We start from the raw sequence: 14,708 nt of genomic DNA on the forward strand, positions 1-14,708 counted from the left end.
TTATTACCTGGGGACCGGATTGCTTTTACCGTAACCTGGCTGAGGAGAAACTTCGCCAGGCAAAAATTCCATTTGCAGTGATACTGGAATGTCCTTCAGTAGCAGGTATGCTTGCGGCGATAACCACCGGACTGGGGGTGGGAATACTCAATCAATACAGCGTAGAGAAAACGATTTGTAATGTGTCTGAACTTGAGAAATTGATGCCTCTGCCGTCGGTTGATTGCCTGCTTCGCCTGAATAGACACTGCTTCAATCCAGCAAGCGAGGCCTTCTGCGAGATGCTGACCAGGCTGATGCATAAGCCCGCTATTAATTGATGAATACAACGCGATATTAGTCATGTCTGCTTCTGGCACAAAGCTGACATGCGCACTGCACGATCCACTTTAACCGCGAAGCGGGTCACGTGTTAACAGCTCGGAGAGCGATGAGAAGAAAGCAAAGTATGATGACTCAATACTCACCTATAATTGCCCGACTGAAGACGGAGTGGTAAATATTGCCTATGCATTTTCAGACGCGCCCACGCGTATGGCATGAGCATCATATGTCGCTGGATAATACCTGCTCGATAAAAAGCACGAAGCGAAACGCCGTGTCGAGGTCGGCGATGTTTAATGCGGGTCACTAAAGATCCTGAACTCATCAGCCGATAAATAGAGATCAGCTTTTGCGGCCCTAAGATGCCTGATAACAGGCTCTGGCAGTGCTGCGATGAAAAGCATGACGTTATCATTATCAGGCACTTTTTCAGCACCTGATGGGTTTTAGCAGCAGAAATAAATGTGTTCAGCATCATCGGCAAACAACGGAATCACCAGCATGAATATCGCGATCAAACCCACACTTTCTGCCGTTTGGTCGACGGATGCACGGGGCATTTGCATTGCCAGCCAGGAAAGCCCTGAAGGCTTATTGCCACTACTTAAAGGCATAACGCTTGGTGAGTGGCTTAGCCTTGCGCTGGTAGAGGAAGATGCAAAAATCGCGATGCAGCTGACAGCGGCATTAGAGTTTAAGACGCCATTTAATATAGAGGTGCCGATCAAGTGTCTGGATGGAACGATGCGCCATGTGATTGTTTCAGGTCTGCCGGCATGCCAACCAGGTGATTCTCATACACAGTTTAGCGGCTTCGTTTTAGATGTTACCGGACAGCGCAAAGCCCTTCAGGACGCGCTGCGTACGGCGACAGAATATCGTCTGTTGATAGAAAACAGTACTGATCTGATCGCCCACTGCGATGCGGAAGGCCGGTACGTTTCGATCTCTCCTTCGTATAGCGAAATGATAGGCTGGTCAGCCGATGAAATGGTGGGCCAGCTGGTGGTGGACTTCCTGCATATCGACGATCAGCAGCCTGCTGCGGCAGTTCTGGCAAATATCTTCAACGGTGCTGAGTTACCAGACGTCGTCGAGGTGCGTAAAAGGCATCGTAACGGTCACTACATTACACTTGGCACTAAGGCCTGCGGCGTAAGCGATCCCTCTACAGGTAAAAATATCGGAGCAGTGCTGGTTTCGCGTGACATCACCCGGGATAAAGAAAAGATGTTGATGCTTGAGCTGCTAGCGACCCGCGACACCTTAACCGGACTGCCAAACCGAGCCTGGATCAACGACAAAGTACAATCCATGCTTACGCACGTAGAAGATCCTGCGTATACGACTGTCCTGTTTATCGATCTGAATGGATTCAAAGCAGTTAACGATTCGATGGGGCACGCAATAGGGGATATGTTGCTGCAGCAGGTAAGCGAACGGCTACAAAGTTGCATGCGCCAGGGCGACTCGTTAGCACGCCAGGGAGGAGACGAGTTTGTCGTGGCAGCAAAGTGCAGTAGTCATGATGCTGCAGCCGCTATTGCACTGCGCCTCATAGACGGCCTGAAAGATCCTTTTGCTATCAATGGCGTAGAAGTAAAGATCGGCGCATCGATTGGCATCAGCCTGGCACGATTTGGGACAAAAACGGTAAAAACCTTATTTGAAAATGCCGATACAGCGATGTATCAGGCTAAAGCACGACGTGATGGGTCATATCAATTTTTCCAACCTGATACGCTGCCAATATGAGATTAAGCCAGCCCGTTTCACATGCTCTCTTCGGCGCTCAACTTCTTTTCCATTTAGCATGATCTTCAAATATGTGATGAAGTTGGCCAGAGGAGGGCATGCCGGTCGCCGTTACCACGGTGAGGACAAAATAGGACAGACTTTCAGTATGATTATGGCGTTTGCTGGTATTACAGGAAGCTGTCGTTTCCTTTTCAATCCAATCTGAGTAATGGTAAGAGCGTAACATAAGTTAAATTTTCTCGAAGTAAGCGTGTTTTTAAAACACGCTTCGTTTTTAAAATAATGTAACTAAAAAAATATAAAATATTTTCCCTAAAATAAAGGTTAATTTAAATTGAGTTATTTACGGAGTTAAATTAATCCAAAGCATTTAAAAATGCCAAATTTAACTTAAGTAATCCGTGATAACTCAAGCAGTTCTTATATTTTCCGTACGTGATGAATTTGAGTGAAGCCCTTATTAATTTGTCGCGCAGGCAGGGTTAATTTCACTGTCTATAATTCCTCTTCTTCGGCAAAGCATCTTGAACTTTAAGAGAATTATAAATGAAAATATCTACACGTCTGGCTGCGGGTTTCAGCCTGCTCATTATTCTTTTCGTATTGTGCACGGGGATTGCTCTGAACGCATTATGGCAGGCGCGGGATGGGATGGAAGATACGGTCAATAACAAGATGAAGCGCTTTACGCTGGTTCAGGATATGCGGGGAATTGCTCGAGATATGGCCATTGCCGTTCGCAACCTGGCTTTACTGAGCGATCCCGTAGAAATGCAGCCTGAATGGCAAAGATTAATCTCGCAGCAGAAAAATTATATTGAGAAGCGCCGTGAGCTGGTGGATAGCATGAGGATCAATGTTTCCTCTCACGGGAAGGAGGCTCTTGAAAAAGTCGTTGCCTCTGAGAGCGCCGCGATGGAGACGTTAATGATCGCAGGTCAAATGGGACTCGATAACCGTCAGCAAGAAGCAACGGTTTACCTCATGAAAACTGCGCGACCGGCGCAACAGGCATTAATGGGATCGCTGGATGCGCTAACGAACATCGAAATGACACTCAGCAAGGATACGATGGCTGAGAACAGTGCATCCACGACACGTACAGCGTTTATTTTATTAATAATGGCGGCGCTCTCGGTGATTATTTCTGTGGTGACCGGTTATTTAATCGTACGTGTACTGATGCGTCAGCTAGGCGGCGAGCCCGCCCAGGCACAGGCACTGGCGGCAGCCATCGCCGCGGGGAATCTGACAACCTCAATAACCTTGCGCCGTAACGATAAGCACAGCCTACTGGCATCGTTAGATCGTATGCAGGAGAGTCTACGTGGACTGGTATCACAAATTAAAGACTCGGCTGGATCCGTTGCTTTAGCCGCGGATGAGATATCAAAAGGCAACACTGAACTTTCATCCCGTACTGAACAGCAGGCCGCTGCGCTTCAGGAAACGGCCGCGAGTATGGAGCAACTCACGGCAACGGTGAAAAGTAACACTGCAGGTGCACAGCAGACGGCACAAGTTGCACGTGGGACAGCAGAGCTGGCGCGAGCTGGTGAGGCGGATGTGCAGAAAATGTCGGATACGATGAACGAGATTTCTCTCAGCGCGACAAAAGTGAGGGATATTACTTCCGTCATTGAAAGCATTGCCTTCCAGACCAATATTCTTGCACTCAATGCCGCCGTTGAAGCTGCTCGCGCCGGTGAAGAAGGAAGGGGATTTGCCGTGGTTGCCGGTGAAGTCAGAACGCTAGCACAACGAAGTGCGACTGCTGCACGGGATATCAAACAACTCATTGAGCAGGCCGTAGGGCAGGTGGAAAGTGGTGTGAACGTGGCGACAGGAACCGGGCAGAGCATCATGAAAATCGTCAGCATGGTAGGTGAGCTTGCGGATGCGATGGACGAGATATCTCTGGCTTCTTCCGAACAAATGCAGGGAATTTCACAGGTCAGCATTGCCGTCAGTCAAATGGACGGCGTAACTCAGAACAATGCTGCATTGGTTGAAGAGTCCTCCTCTGCGTCGCAAGAGCTTTCTGCTCAGGCACATGCTTTACGAGGCATGGTTGAAGCGTTCCAGCTTTAATAAATCTCATTTACATTGGGGGCCCTTCTATAATCTGGGCCCCGCATTGTTTGAATTCTTTTCGTTCGACTCCGTGAGAAAACAGGCTCAGGCATGCTTCCTCTGTGGCTCTCCGCGCGTTGACTAATGCCTTCGTGCATCTTCAAGTCATAATTATATTTCGGGCGAAAAAAATGAATAGCGGTTGGCCTGCTCCCCGTAGATTAGTATTAGCAACGTCCGCTAGTGGCAATAACCAGATACCTATACGAAGCCATACCCGTTCATCTATTATCTCAGACGACAACTCTCTCCTCGGAGGATCTTATGCCGGAGTACTGTTTTTTTAAAAAGGGTAACCACATCACCGCGCTGGAGAAAACAGATAAAGCAGGAGCTTTCGCTCTGACGAACAAGGGCTATGAAAAGCAGTTTGAAGAATTGAATGCCCCGGATGTTAAGCGCGCACTTGCCAGATTTATAGACATCCGCAACGAAGAGCAAACTACAACTCATTCATTCGTAACAGGCGCGGTTTTCGCATCGTTGTTAATTGGCCTGGTAGCCGTGGCAGGTTGGCTTTTTATCAAATAACCGTTGGGATGGTCACCAAGAGTTAGAATTATCGACATCCCCGCCTCAACCATTCACCTGCCCGAAAGGGTTGTAAAATGTGTGTGCGATCAGAGATATTGATGCGGCTATTCGCAGCGCAGGTGACGAAAGGGAAGGGAGCAAGGTGAAAACGTCGGGAACCAATCTGGAACACGCACGGGCGCACAATCGCCGCGTGATCATTGAAGCTATTCGCCTGCACGGCGAATTGACCCGCGCCGAGCTGGCTCGTCTCACGGCGCTGACGCCGCAAACCGTGTCGAATATTGTGGCGGAGCTGGAGCAGGCCGAACTGCTCACCAGTCGCGCGCCGCGCAAACAAGGACGCGGGCAACCGGCAATTCCGGTGACGCTTAATCCCGCCAGCGCCTTTTCGATCGGCATCCATCTTGATCACCAAACGCTGCTGATTGTGCTGGTGGATCTCACCGGCGAAATTCATTTTCGCCGCCTGATTCTGGTACAAAAGCCCCAGCCGGATGCCACATTAGCGCGCATCGCCGACGTGCTCAGCGAAATTAAAACGCAGCTGGGCGATCGCTGGCAGAAAGTGCTGGGCATTGGCGTGGTGATGCCCGGTCCGTTTGGTGTTGAGGGCATCTCGTCAATGGGGCCGACCACGCTGCACGGCTGGGAACAGGTGGATATCGAAGCCAAACTCGCCGCGATGAGCGGCGTGCCGGTGACGTTGGAAAACGATGCCACGGTGGCAGCAATTGGTGAGCGCTTTCATGGCGTCGCGCGTCAGCTCAATTCGTTTGTCTATCTCTACATCGGCACCGGTTTGGGCGCTGGCATCATCATGGATGGCCACGTCTATAGCGGCCATGCGCATAACGCCGGCGAAGTCGGGCATGTGGTGGTGGAGCCGGGCGGACGCGAATGTTACTGCGGCAACCACGGCTGTTTAGAACGCTATGTTTCACTGCAGGCGGCGTACGAGTTTTGCGGGCTCGATCCGATGACCGCTTTGCCGGAAGATTTGCTGGAAGTCGATCCGGCGCTGTTCGATAAATGGATCGATACCGTGTTAACGCCGCTGCGTCAGGCGATTAACCTGCTGGAATGCATCTTCGATGCCGAAAGCGTGATAATCGGCGGCATGATGCCTGCGGTGCTGCTGGATAAAATCATGCGTCGACTGCCGCCGCTCTATCAGTCGGTGCGCGGTCGGTACCTCACCGGAACACGCGTAAAGATCGGTATGACCGGCAGCGATACCGCCGCGCTGGGTGCCGCCGCGCTGCCGATTTTCGACGAGTTCAATCCACAGTTTAACGTGTTGATGAAGTAGCGGCCTGATCATGCCGCGACCTTCACTGTCGTTTTCCGCTTCTCCTTCATCTTCCAGCATAGCCACAGCGCAATGAACCACACCGGCGAAGCGGCTAGCGCGGCGAGCGTGTCGGAATCAAATATCATGATCACTACCGAAAACAGGAAGAACATCAGCGTCGCCCACGCCATCATCCTGCCGCCGGGCATCTTAAATTTGGATTTTTGATGCAGATCCGGACGCTGCCGGCGGTACACCAGATAAGAGACCAGAATCATTCCCCAGCAATAGATCACCAGAATGGCGGCCAGCGTCGAAACGATGGTGAACAGTGTTGTCACATTCGGCACCAGGAACAGCAGCAAGGTGCCGCTCAGCATGCAGAAGCAGGAGAACAGCAGGCTGCGCAGCGGGATACGCGTGGTGCGTGAAAGAATACGAAACTGCCAGTGGGCATGCTTCTCGACGGACAAGCCGTATAACATGCGGGTGCTGGAGTAGACGCCGCTATTGGCGGAAGACATCGCCGAGGTGAGTGCGACGAAATTAATGATCGCTGCCGCCGCAGGCAAGCCGGCTTTGGCAAACAGCGTCACGAACGGGCTGGTATCCGGCGATACCCCTTGCCAGGACGTCACCGCGATGATCACCATCATCGAGAGCAAGTAGAAAATCACAATCCGCAGCGGCAGAGAGTTGATCGCGCGCGGCAAAATTTTCTCGGGATCGCGCGTTTCTGCCGTCATGGTGCCGAGCAGCTCAATGCCGGTGTAAGAGAAAATCGCGATCTGGAAACCAGCCAGAAAACCGGTAATGCCATGCGGCATGAACACCGCAGGATCGGTGAGGTTGTGCACCGAGGCTTTAACGCCATCCGGCGAGGTCCAGCCGGTAAATACCATCCATCCGCCGGTGATGATCAGCGCGATGATGGTAATCACCTTGATCAGCGCAAACCAGAATTCAGCTTCACCAAAAGCCTTCACCGACAACATGTTAAACAGACACAAAATACCGAGGGTAAATAACGCGGGTATCCACGCCGACATTTCCGGGAACCAATACTGCATATACGCGCCGCATACCACCACATCGGCGATGCAGGTCACCACCCAACTTAGCCAGTACGACCAACCGAGAAAGAAGCTGGCTTTGGGGCCGAGATAATCACTGACAAAATCGGCAAACGAGCGATAGTCGAGCCGGCTAAGCAGCACTTCCCCCATTGCCCGCATCACCATATAGCTAAAAAAACCCACCAATAGGTAGATGATTAATATCGAGGTTCCGGCTACCGCAATATTGCGTCCCGCGCCCATAAACAGCCCGGTACCGATCGATCCGCCCAGCGCGATCATCTGAATATGGCGTTCGCTCAGCCCTCGCTGCAGTTTTTGCGGGGCGTCGTGAGCCCGAGCAGGCTGAATCTGCCCTTGAGTAGGTTTGTTAGACACAATGATTCCTTCAGTCTGGCAAAAAGACGCGTGACGATGCCTGCCCGCAAGCATCAATGGTAAATAAGGGGTTAAACCTTAAAGAGGCACGTTTAAATAGATGAAAGAAAACAAAATTAATAAAACGCTAATTCATGATGGAGGTTTCCGGCTGGGTTTTACTCATCGTGGTGGCGTGAGTTAACAAAGTCAATGCGCAAAAATAACAGTTTATTCACTTTTTGATGACTATCAAAGAACTGAAAAATAGGAATAAAATCAAATTTTATGCAGAAATGTGAATAATAAATGCATAAATATACACCATATATGGCCTTTTTTTATGCTTAGTTATTCATTAATTCAGGCATTTTTGCGTCGAAAAAGTTAAATCCTCCTTATTTGGCGTGACCCGCTTTTCTGAAAAGGTGTTAAATTACTTTCCGTCTAGTGCAATGCATCACCTTTCCACCTCTTTTCAATATAAATAACTCTGAACCTACAGGCTTCTCATGGAAAAGTTATCTTACGCTTCTGAAAGCAGTACATCTCCCTGGACTACCTACCTGAGCCAAATTGACCGCGTTGCGCCTCATCTTGGTGAATTGTCTCGCTGGATAGAAACCCTGCGTCATCCCAAAAGAGCACTGATTGTCGACATCCCGGTGCAGATGGATGACGGTTCGATTCGCCACTTCGAAGGCTATCGCGTACAGCACAATCTTTCGCGCGGGCCGGGCAAAGGGGGCGTGCGTTACCATCCTGCAGTCGACCTGAATGAAGTGATGGCGCTGTCAGCCTGGATGACCATCAAATGTGCGGCGGTCAACCTGCCTTATGGCGGCGCGAAAGGCGGTATTCGCGTCGATCCGCACTCGTTGTCTGAAGGTGAACTGGAGCGCTTAACCCGCCGCTACACCAGTGAAATCGGTTTGATTATTGGTCCACAGAAAGATATTCCCGCGCCTGATGTCGGCACCAATGGCAAAGTGATGGCGTGGATGATGGATACCTACTCGATGAATCACGGCACCACTATTACCGGCGTGGTCACCGGTAAACCGATCCATCTTGGCGGCTCGTTAGGCCGTGAGAAAGCGACAGGCCGTGGCGTATTTATTACCGGTCGTGAAGTGGCACAACGTTCTAACATCACCATTGAAGGCGCACGCGTGGCTTTGCAGGGCTTTGGTAATGTCGGTAGCGAAGCGGCGCGTCTGTTCGCCGAAGCCGGTGCGCGCGTGGTGGTGATTCAGGATCACACCGCAACCTTACTCAACGAAGGCGGCATCGATTTAGCTGCGCTGACTGCGTGGCAGATCGAGCATAAACAGATTGCCGGTTTCCCAGGTGCGCGTGAGATCGACAGAGAGCAGTTCTGGACCACCGCCATGGATATACTGATCCCGGCTGCGCTTGAAGGGCAAATTACCCGCGAGCGCGCAGAAATTATCAGTGCCAAACTGGTGCTGGAAGGGGCCAACGGCCCAACGTATCCGGATGCGGATGATATGCTGGCGAGTCGCGGCGTGCAGGTGGTGCCAGACGTAATCTGTAACGCCGGTGGGGTAACGGTGAGTTACTTCGAATGGGTACAGGACATGGCGAGCTTCTTCTGGAGCGAAGATGAGATTAACCAGCGTATGGATCGCATCATGACCGAAGCGATGGTGCACGTTTGGGATAAGGCCGCTGAAAAGCGCTGCTCATTGCGCACTGCTGCTTATATTGTTGCCTGCGAACGTATTCTGCTGGCACGCAAAGATCGCGGTATTTATCCGGGCTAATTAATTATATTTTAAGTTTATTTAAATCAAAGGATAAACGCCTTCGTAGTGGGCAGAGGGCGTTTATCTTCGCTATTAAGCGAGGTTTACGCCGCGTAAACCTGACCAGCACCTTGCGGCGGATTGAGTAATCATCACCGAAGGATCCTCACTGAACTCGCTCACTAAAGTCACCACCCGGTCGGTTAAACTCCTTATATTCTCGCTGCCTACATAAACGTATTCATTGGTGGGTAACACATAAGTGTAGCCTTTCTCGCACACCAAGCTACGCGCGAAACCATTCTCAAGCATCGCATAGAGCAATTCAATTTGCGCGCCAGCGGTGGGTTCTTTCAATTCGATACGGATAGTATAACTGAGCATGATATTATCTCCGGTGGCTTAATTTAAGTTTACTTAAGTTTAATTGACCAGAAATGAATTTCATTTTTTTAAGATAAATCTTAGCGCGAATTTATAAGTGATGACCGCCGTTAACAGTAAATACTGGCCCTATTAATCGCAGCGACAAAAAGGGTTAAATAATAGTTATTAAATTACTCTTTTATTACGTTCGGCTTAAATAAGTTTATTTTTAATTAAAGACAGCCGACTCCACGAAGACTATAATTATTTTATGGCTCATTTTGGGCTGATTACTAAAAAGTGTACAAATAGTATCCGCAACGGGCGATTTTAAAGAGTTTTATTAATTGGTATTTATTTCTGCCCATGAGGAGTAGCGGATGAAATTAAACATCACGGATTTTTATGTTTTTAGTCAGGCAGATACAGAAGGTTGCTGCAATCTTCATCGCGAAAGCTGCCGCATGGCTCCCGCCTATGATAATCGTGTGTTCATGGGATCGTTTTATTCTCCTGAGCATGCCTGGCAATATTTCCACACACATCATCCCAACAGCCGAGCGGTATTTTGCCTGTTGTGTATGAAAGAATAATGCGGGAAACATTCTGCACGGATCGATAGGTAATCACAGATTGTCGTAGGATTGCCATTCATGGCGACCTTCTTCCTGGTGCGCATGAATGCGCACCCTACAAAAGCGCTTACTCCATCACCCAATGCCCGTCACTCACCTCACGATAACGCCGTGCTTCAGGCACAAATCCCAACGCACGTACCGGGCTTTTTAGCTCGCTGATGTCAATCTGGCGCTTTACATGACGGCGCGCCGGATCGGGCACCGGCACCGATGACAGCAATTTACGGGTGTAGTCATGCTGCGGATTTTCAAAAATCGCCGCGCGCGGGCCGATCTCAACGATTTCACCCAGCAGCATCACCGCCACGCGATGGCTAATGCGCTCAACCACCGCCATATCGTGCGAAATAAACAGATACGACAAGCCAAGGCTCTGTTGCAGGTCGAGCAGCAAATTGATGATTTGCGCTTTCACCGTGACGTCCAGCGCCGACACCGATTCATCGGCGATGATCATTTTCGGATCGAGCATCAATGCGCGGGCGATACAGATACGCTGGCGCTGGCCACCGGAAAATTCGTGCGGATAGCGCTTAATCATGCTGGCGGGTAATCCGACGCGCTCCATCAGTGAGGCGGCTTTCGTGCGCGCCTCGGTTTTGCTGCCTAAACGATGTTGCAGAAAAGGCTCGGTCAGCGCTTCCAGCACCGACATGCGCGGATTGAGGCTGGCAAACGGATCCTGAAAAATCATCTGCATGGCGCGGCGCAAGGTGCGCAGCTCATGAGCAGAAAGATTCAGCACGTCGTAACCATCAAAGGCCACTTCGCCCGCGTCGGGTGTGACAAGGCGCGTCAGCGAACGTCCGGTGGTGGATTTTCCACAGCCCGATTCACCGACCAGCGACAAGGTTTCGCCTGGCATCAGATCAAACGAGATGTTTTCCACCGCATGTACCGCGCCAGTTTTGCGGCTGAACACGCCTTCGTGGATGCTGAAGCGGGTGCTGAGATTTTTCACCGACAGCAGCGGCTGTTGCGATGTCGATACGCGATTGGTCTCAGGTGCGTCGCGCTGGTCAAAGGAAAATTTACGCGGCCCAGCAATGCCGCGCATCGCGCCAAGCTGCGGCACGGTAGCAATCAGCGTGCGGGTGTAATCGGCGGCGGGCGCGGAGAAAATCGCGGCGGTGGTGCCGGTTTCCATCACATCACCTTGATACATCACTAGCGTGCGATCCGACACTTCCGCCACCACGCCCATGTCGTGGGTAATAAACAGCACCGCCGTGCCTTCCTCTTCCTGCAATGTCTTAATCAGGTCAAGAATCTGCCCCTGAATGGTGACGTCCAGCGCGGTGGTCGGTTCATCGGCAATCAGCAGTTTTGGCCGCAGCGCCAGCGCCATCGCAATCATCACGCGCTGGCGCATGCCACCGGAAAAGTGGTGCGGATAATCATTGAAGCGTTTCGCCGCGTTGGGAATACGCACTTTCTCCAGCAGCCGAATGGTCTCTTCACGCGCGACGCGTTTACTGATTTTGCGGTGATTGATCAGCGCCTCAGCAATTTGATTGCCGATGGTGAACGACGGATTCAGGCTGGTCATCGGCTCCTGAAAAATCATCGCCACCGCATTGCCGCGAATGTCACGCATGGCGGATTCGCTCAGCGTCAGCAGATCGACGCCGTTCAGCAGCACTTTGCCGCTGACGCGCGCGTGGCGCATGTTGAGTAAGCGCATGATCGCCATCGAGGTGACGCTTTTCCCCGAACCGGATTCACCGACAATCGCCAGCGTTTCACCGGCATTAACGGTGAGCGACAGGTTCTTCACCACCTCGCGCCAGTGATCCTCAACGCGAAAGGCGACGGTCAGATTTTCGATGCGCAGCACCGGTTCGACTGCTGAAGCGGGCGCGTTCATTTCGCTGCCATAAAGCGTGCCGATAAGTGGCTAACCGGCAGATAAGTGAAATCGGTATCGAACGGATAGGCGGGCTGTAATTTACGCTTGCGAGTTAAGCGTTCCACATATTGATCGACTACGCCTTCCGACAGCGCCATCAGGTTGGGATTGGCCAGCGGGGCCAGCTCCGGCGACAGATAACCGGACTTCACTACCACGATTTTGGCCGCTGCAGGATCGAGGCCGAGCAGGGCGAAATCCGCCAGATTGTGATAAGGACGGCGACGGTCGGCGACCACCAGCGTAATGCCGCCGGTTTGCAGCAGCGCCTGTTTCGCCAGCGAACGCGCATCATCGCTGAGATGTTTCACCACGAATTCGGCCTGCACTTTGCCGCCGGCCGGATCGAGTGATGCGCCAACGGTCAGCGTTACGCTTGCGCCAACGCCAGCAGCAAAGGCCGCATCGGTGGCCGGTTTATCGGTGATACCGGCGACGATAACCTGCTGCGCACCCTGGCGAATCAGTTCCGCCAACACGTCTGCGCGATCGCCGACGCCACCGCCGGTGGGATTATCCCCAGAATCGGCCAAAATCACCGGCGCGGTTTCGCTGGCGATGGCCATGTTGACGCACTCTTCAATGCTGCCGGTGACGCAGCCAAAGCTGAACTCATCGCGCGCCTGCCAGTAAGCCAGTGCCAGTTTAGCCGCCTGTTCAGCCAGTACATCGGCAACGGTGCCGGTCATGATCGCGGCGGCGGTTGCGCGCGGTTCATCGGCCCAGACGTAACCGACCATCAGCGACGCATCCCAGACGTGCTCCAGCTGGTTTATCGCGGGCAAACGGGCATACAAACTTTTGGCGGGTTCATCTTCGGTGCTGGTGCGTTCACCGGGTAACACCACCGGAATCGGCGCCCACACCACGCCGGGTTTAATGCCGGTTTGCAGGCTTTTCACCAGCATCGATACCGAGCGGCGCATGGTCTCTTCGACATCAATGTGCGGCGCGGTGCGATAGGTTGAGAACATATCGATAGCATCAATGATGCGTTGCGTAACGTTGCCATGCAGATCGTAGCTGACGGCGATCGGGCACTCCGCGCCGACCAACTCGCGCGTGGCGTTGATCCAGTCGCCTTCGGCATCTTCCATGCCTTCAACATAAACCGCACCGTGCATCGCGAGATAAACGCCATCCACCGGCAAATGTGCCGCGAGGCGCGTCAGAAAATCCTGCTTAAAATCGTCATAGGTGACGCGCGCCACCGGACCACCGGCGATGGCGCGCGCGTGGAAGGTCGGCAGAAACTCGGCATCATAATCCTGCAAAAAGGCGAAATAAGGATTGGTGGTCAGTTCATCCCCGCGCACGATGCGGAAGTCGTCGGCATAATTCAGCACCGGATTATAAGTACTGCACTCAGTATGAATTCCACCAAAAGCAATGCGCATAGCAGCCTCCGCTAGTCGGGTAAATGAATGATAAAACGATACGCCGCCACACTGGCTGCGGCTCTGGCCCAGCTCTCTTCGTTGATCACCATGCTGGCGATCGGTGTTTTGCCGATGATCGACGGCAGCACATGGCTGTCGATGGCCTGCATCACCACGGTTTTTAGCAATCCATCAAACGCATTGGGCTGATGCGCAATCACAATCAACTCGGGATCGTTCATCTGGATGATATTGGCGATGGATAAACCCAGCGCATGGCCGGCCTGATGCAAAATGGCAATCGCCGCGCTGTTACCTTTCACCGCCAGCGCTTCCAATTCGGTAATCGATTCACACTCTAGCGCTTTATCACGCACGCTTTCGCGGATGGCGGTTAACGAGGCCAGCGTATCGAGGCAGCCGCGTTTGCCGCAGCGGCAGGGACGTCCGCCGGGCTCGATGGTGCAGTGGGCGATTTCACCGGCAGCGCCGTGCGCGCCCCGATGCAGTTGGCCCTGAAAGAAATGCGCCGACCCAATGCCATCACCGTGCGAAATCAGGGTGAAGTTGCGCGCCTTTTTTGCCACGCCGAAAATCTTCTCGCTCACCGCCAGCGCTTTGGCATCGTTCTCTAAGGATACTTCCAGCCCGGTTTGCTGTTTTAGCAGTTCCGCCAGCGGCACGTTCTTCCAGCCCAGCAGCGCCGACTGCACGCAAATCGCCTGATGTTCATCGACAAAGCCGGAAAGCGTCACGCCCAGGCCAATCAGCTGATCCTGCGTAATTGATTTCTGCGCAATCAGGTCCGGGATTGCCGCTGCAATGGTTTTGGCCAGCTGCGGCGGATCGAGATTCAACGGCATCTGGGTGGCGGCCAGCGTGCGGCCGTGCATATCAATCAGCACCAATACCACGCGTTCGTCCAGCAGCGAGGCACCGAGAAAATAGGCGCTGTCGGCACGCATTTTTAATAACACCGATGGGCGACCCTGGCCGCTGGATTCCGGAATACTCTCTTCCAGCAATCCGGCCTGCAGCATCTCTTTCACCAGCGTGCTAATTGCGGCTTTGCTTAATTTCATTTTTTCCGCAAGCACGGTGCGGCTCATGCCATGCGACGCAATAAGTAAGCGCAGAATTTGTTGCTGGTGGGCATTGAGCATTGAAGTTC

12 protein-coding genes are annotated in these 14,708 nt (G+C 52.3%); 7 read left to right on the plus strand and 5 right to left on the minus strand.

The window, feature by feature from the left end; all coding sequences use genetic code 11:
* From K5Y30_RS18560 to K5Y30_RS18580, 5 genes are all read left to right on the plus strand, one after another.
* Positions 1-320: LysR substrate-binding domain-containing protein (locus tag K5Y30_RS18560; protein ID WP_255606718.1), on the plus strand; the 320-nt coding region annotated here is incomplete at its 5' end.
* A gap of 505 nt (positions 321-825) precedes the next feature.
* Positions 826-2,079: a sensor domain-containing diguanylate cyclase gene (locus K5Y30_RS18565; protein WP_222212772.1), complete on the plus strand. Its 1,254-nt coding sequence runs from the start codon at positions 826-828 to the stop codon at positions 2,077-2,079.
* Between the two features lie 549 nt (positions 2,080-2,628).
* Entirely contained in the window at positions 2,629-4,173 is a 1,545-nt protein-coding gene (locus K5Y30_RS18570) for a methyl-accepting chemotaxis protein (RefSeq protein WP_222212774.1), read from the plus strand.
* A gap of 306 nt (positions 4,174-4,479) precedes the next feature.
* The gene (locus tag K5Y30_RS18575; RefSeq protein WP_222212776.1) at positions 4,480-4,746 is read left to right on the plus strand and encodes a hypothetical protein; all 267 of its coding nucleotides are present in this window, start codon (positions 4,480-4,482) and stop codon (positions 4,744-4,746) included.
* Between the two features lie 145 nt (positions 4,747-4,891).
* A complete protein-coding gene (locus K5Y30_RS18580; RefSeq protein WP_110866709.1) occupies positions 4,892-6,061 on the plus strand; it encodes an ROK family transcriptional regulator in 1,170 nt (389 codons plus the stop codon).
* An 8-nt stretch (positions 6,062-6,069) separates the two neighbouring features.
* On the opposite strand, the gene K5Y30_RS18585 is transcribed toward K5Y30_RS18580, so the two are convergent.
* Positions 6,070-7,497: an amino acid permease gene (locus K5Y30_RS18585; RefSeq protein WP_370634220.1), complete on the minus strand. Its 1,428-nt coding sequence runs from the start codon at positions 7,495-7,497 to the stop codon at positions 6,070-6,072.
* 491 nt (positions 7,498-7,988) lie between these two features.
* Between K5Y30_RS18585 and K5Y30_RS18590 the strand changes: the two genes are divergently transcribed.
* Positions 7,989-9,263 carry a Glu/Leu/Phe/Val dehydrogenase gene (locus tag K5Y30_RS18590; protein WP_222183773.1) on the plus strand — a complete coding sequence of 425 codons (1,275 nt, stop codon included), beginning with the start codon at positions 7,989-7,991 and terminating at the stop codon, positions 9,261-9,263.
* Positions 9,264-9,338: 75 nt separating this feature from the next.
* Here the strand turns inward: K5Y30_RS18590 and K5Y30_RS18595 are convergent, their stop codons facing one another.
* A complete protein-coding gene (locus tag K5Y30_RS18595) occupies positions 9,339-9,629 on the minus strand; it encodes a hypothetical protein (protein WP_101761060.1) in 291 nt (96 codons plus the stop codon).
* Positions 9,630-9,991: 362 nt separating this feature from the next.
* Here K5Y30_RS18595 and K5Y30_RS18600 point away from each other — a divergent pair, with 362 nt between their 5' ends.
* Positions 9,992-10,204, plus strand: coding sequence for a hypothetical protein (locus tag K5Y30_RS18600; RefSeq protein WP_222183771.1), 213 nt, complete (start codon positions 9,992-9,994; stop codon positions 10,202-10,204).
* A gap of 109 nt (positions 10,205-10,313) precedes the next feature.
* On the opposite strand, the gene K5Y30_RS18605 is transcribed toward K5Y30_RS18600, so the two are convergent.
* The 3 genes from K5Y30_RS18605 to K5Y30_RS18615 are packed head-to-tail and all read right to left on the minus strand — an operon-like array spanning position 10,314 to position 14,700.
* A complete protein-coding gene (locus tag K5Y30_RS18605) occupies positions 10,314-12,116 on the minus strand; it encodes an ABC transporter ATP-binding protein (RefSeq protein ID WP_222212786.1) in 1,803 nt (600 codons plus the stop codon).
* On the minus strand, positions 12,113-13,555 hold the full coding sequence (locus tag K5Y30_RS18610; RefSeq protein WP_222212788.1) for a M81 family metallopeptidase: 1,443 nt from the start codon (positions 13,553-13,555) through the stop codon (positions 12,113-12,115). The genes K5Y30_RS18605 and K5Y30_RS18610 overlap by 4 nt, the downstream gene beginning before the upstream one ends.
* An 11-nt stretch (positions 13,556-13,566) precedes the next feature.
* Positions 13,567-14,700 carry an ROK family transcriptional regulator gene (locus tag K5Y30_RS18615; protein WP_101761056.1) on the minus strand — a complete coding sequence of 378 codons (1,134 nt, stop codon included), beginning with the start codon at positions 14,698-14,700 and terminating at the stop codon, positions 13,567-13,569.
* Positions 14,701-14,708: the final 8 nt, after the last annotated feature.

Source organism: Pantoea sp. DY-5 (assembly GCF_019795955.1).
Classification (GTDB): Bacteria; Pseudomonadota; Gammaproteobacteria; order Enterobacterales; family Enterobacteriaceae; genus Pantoea; species Pantoea leporis.

Excerpts from the sequence above, each read along its gene's own strand:
- K5Y30_RS18595 (WP_101761060.1), bottom strand. The coding sequence starts at position 9,629 with ATGCTCAGTTATACTATCCGTATCGAATTGAAAGAACCCACCGCTGGC.
- K5Y30_RS18610 (WP_222212788.1), bottom strand. The coding sequence starts at position 13,555 with ATGCGCATTGCTTTTGGTGGAATTCATACTGAGTGCAGTACTTATAAT.
- K5Y30_RS18575 (WP_222212776.1), top strand. The coding sequence starts at position 4,480 with ATGCCGGAGTACTGTTTTTTTAAAAAGGGTAACCACATCACCGCGCTG.
- K5Y30_RS18590 (WP_222183773.1), top strand. The coding sequence starts at position 7,989 with ATGGAAAAGTTATCTTACGCTTCTGAAAGCAGTACATCTCCCTGGACT.
- K5Y30_RS18570 (WP_222212774.1), top strand. The coding sequence starts at position 2,629 with ATGAAAATATCTACACGTCTGGCTGCGGGTTTCAGCCTGCTCATTATT.
- K5Y30_RS18600 (WP_222183771.1), top strand. The coding sequence starts at position 9,992 with ATGAAATTAAACATCACGGATTTTTATGTTTTTAGTCAGGCAGATACA.
- K5Y30_RS18565 (WP_222212772.1), top strand. The coding sequence starts at position 826 with ATGAATATCGCGATCAAACCCACACTTTCTGCCGTTTGGTCGACGGAT.
- K5Y30_RS18615 (WP_101761056.1), bottom strand. The coding sequence starts at position 14,700 with ATGCTCAATGCCCACCAGCAACAAATTCTGCGCTTACTTATTGCGTCG.
- K5Y30_RS18605 (WP_222212786.1), bottom strand. The coding sequence starts at position 12,116 with ATGAACGCGCCCGCTTCAGCAGTCGAACCGGTGCTGCGCATCGAAAAT.